The following is a 1,428-nucleotide window of genomic DNA, read 5'->3' as shown; positions in this document are numbered from 1 at the left end:
GGTCAAGTCCCTGGAAGTGGTGTAGCCGTCTTCGAGGTTGTAGGGGGCTTGTACCTGTCAGGTCTGCAGGGTCGGCATCACCTCCGTGCTCATCACGGTCTCTTGCTCCGTGGTCAGGGGCTCACGGCACCGGGCGAGCAGTTCCAGGCCGAGATACCGGCGGCCTTCGGCCCACTCATCGGTCTGCTCGGCCAACACAGCCCCGACCAGACGCACCACGGCATCCCGGTTCGGGAAGATCCCCACCGAGTCCGTGCGGCGCCGGATCTCCCGGTTCAGCCGCTCGGCAGGGTTGTTCGACCAGATCTGGGACCACACGTCCCTCGGGAACGAGGTGAACGCGAGGATGTCCTCTCGTGCTGCATCGAGGTGCCCAGCCACCGCGGGCAACCTGTCCTGCACGTAGTCCAACAGGCGCTCGAACTGGGCCTGCACGGCCGGCCCGTCGGGCTGGTCGTACACGCTGTGCAGCATGGCCTTCACCGCCGGCCACATGCTCTTCGGGGTCACGGCCATCAGATTCGCCGCGTAATGGGTGCGGCAGCGTTGCCACACGGCCCCGGGCAGGTTCGCCGCCACGGCTTCCACGAGGCCGCGATGGGAGTCCGAGGTCACCAGTGCCACCCCGGCCAGCCCCCGGGCCACCAGGTCCGCGAAGAACTCGTTCCACGCCGCACCCGTCTCCGTGGTGGCCACCCTCAGCCCGAGGACTTCGCGGCGCCCGTCGGCGTTGACCCCGGTGGCGACCATGGCCACCGCGTTGATCACCCGCCCGCCCTCTCTGACTTTCATGGTCAGGGCGTCGGCGGCGAGGAACACGAACGGGCCGGCCTCGCCCAGCGGCCGGTGACGGAAAGCCTCGATGTGCTCGTCCAACTCCTGTGCCATCCGGCTGACCTGGGACTTCGAGAGCGAGTCGATGCCCAGCTGCCGTACGAGCTTGTCCATGCGCCGGGTCGAGACCCCGGCCAGGTAGCAGTCCGCGACCACGGTGATCAGTGCGGACTCGGCCCGTTTGCGGCGCTCGAGCAGCCATTCGGGGAAGTACGTGCCGGCCCGGAGTTTGGGGATGGCCACATCGATCGTGCCGGCGCGGGTGTCCAGGGGTCGGTGGCGGTAGCCGTTGCGCTGCGCTGTCCGGTGTTCGGAGGGCTTGCCGTACTCGGCCCCGCAGACCGCGTCAGCGTCGGCGGAGAGCAGTGCGTTGATCACGGTCTGCAGCAGGTGGCGCAGCAGGTCTGGGGAGGCCTCCCCGAGAGCTTCGCGCAGCAGGCGTTCAGGGTCGACAATGTGTGGAGCGGTCATCGTGGTGATGTCCTTTCGAGAGTGCTGTGGAAGGTTCGCTCGAAGGCTCCCACGGTGACCGCGTCCGTCTCGAAGATGGTCGTGGCCACCGGGGAGGGTTACACCACTATCCGGGACTCAACT

The 1,428-nt window shown here is 67.8% G+C and carries 1 protein-coding gene; it reads right to left on the bottom strand.

The genetic code is table 11. The features are described from left to right. Positions 1–57 precede the first annotated feature (57 nt). Complete coding sequence (locus ACTSKS_RS10990) at positions 58–1,305, bottom strand: IS256 family transposase (RefSeq protein WP_011117090.1); 1,248 nt, start codon at positions 1,303–1,305, stop codon at positions 58–60. Positions 1,306–1,428: the final 123 nt, after the last annotated feature.

Origin of the sequence: Micrococcus sp. TCR-5, assembly GCF_052220525.1 — a bacterium.
Taxonomy (GTDB): domain Bacteria; phylum Actinomycetota; class Actinomycetes; order Actinomycetales; family Micrococcaceae; genus Micrococcus; species Micrococcus luteus.
The sequence above is the reverse complement of the archived record's forward strand: the minus strand, read 5'-3'. Positions and strand labels throughout refer to the sequence as shown.

Bases quoted from the DNA above. Each gene is read 5' to 3' on its own strand.
- ACTSKS_RS10990 (WP_011117090.1), bottom strand. From the start codon at position 1,305: ATGACCGCTCCACACATTGTCGACCCTGAACGCCTGCTGCGCGAAGCT.